General features: G+C 72.8%; 1 protein-coding gene. It reads right to left on the bottom strand.

Annotated features, from left to right (window positions below):
* Window positions 1-692: Calx-beta domain-containing protein (locus L2I40_RS24065; protein ID WP_372491118.1), on the bottom strand; the 692-nt coding region annotated here is incomplete at both ends.

Genomic DNA, 692 nt, shown 5'->3' with positions numbered 1-692 from the left:
GCCCTGCTGGTCCTGTCCGGTGCCGCTCGGGGCATCGCCATCGATACTGAGGCTGGTGGCGGTGGCCTGCGAGGTGGTGGCCGCCGCCTGGCGCAGCTCCGTGTCGCGCGTGCCGGCGTAGCCGTTCACGCCCTGCTGGAAGCTCACGGTGCTGCGGACCGAAGTGGCGGTGTCGTCGTTCACGATGGTCCCGGTCGTCCTGGCTGTCCCGAGCGTTGCGCCGCTCGGGCCCGACAATGTCAGCGTGAAGGTCTCGTTCGCCTCGACGGTAGTGTCGCCCGCGACCTGGATGGCGACGGTCTTGCTTGTTTCGCCGGCGGCGAAGCTGACCGTGCCGGAGGGCAGCACGCCGCCTGCGAAGTCGCTGGCCGCGGCCGGACTGGTGCCGCTGCCCGCCACCGACCACGTCGCGCTCGACGTGCCCGTGACGTCGCCCGAGCGGGTGACGGTGAAGACGAAGGCCGTGCTGCCGCTGTTGCCTTCCGCGAGGCTCACGCCGCCGGTCAGCGCGAGGACCGGCGCCGGCACGGGTGCTGGCGCGGGTGCGGGCGCGGCGGTGGTGGTTCCGGTTTCGTAGGTGATGGTGAGGCGGGGCGCGGTGGCGCCCTGTGCGGACAGGAAGTCCCACCCGTCGTTGCCGAGCGGGAGCAGCGCCCAGCCATTGTTGGCGGCGCCGGCGGCCCAGGCCTGGA

This window comes from Falsiroseomonas oryziterrae, from assembly GCF_021864505.1.
In the GTDB taxonomy this organism is placed as follows: domain Bacteria; phylum Pseudomonadota; class Alphaproteobacteria; order Acetobacterales; family Acetobacteraceae; genus Falsiroseomonas; species Falsiroseomonas oryziterrae.
This window is presented reverse-complemented; position numbering and strand designations above follow the sequence as displayed.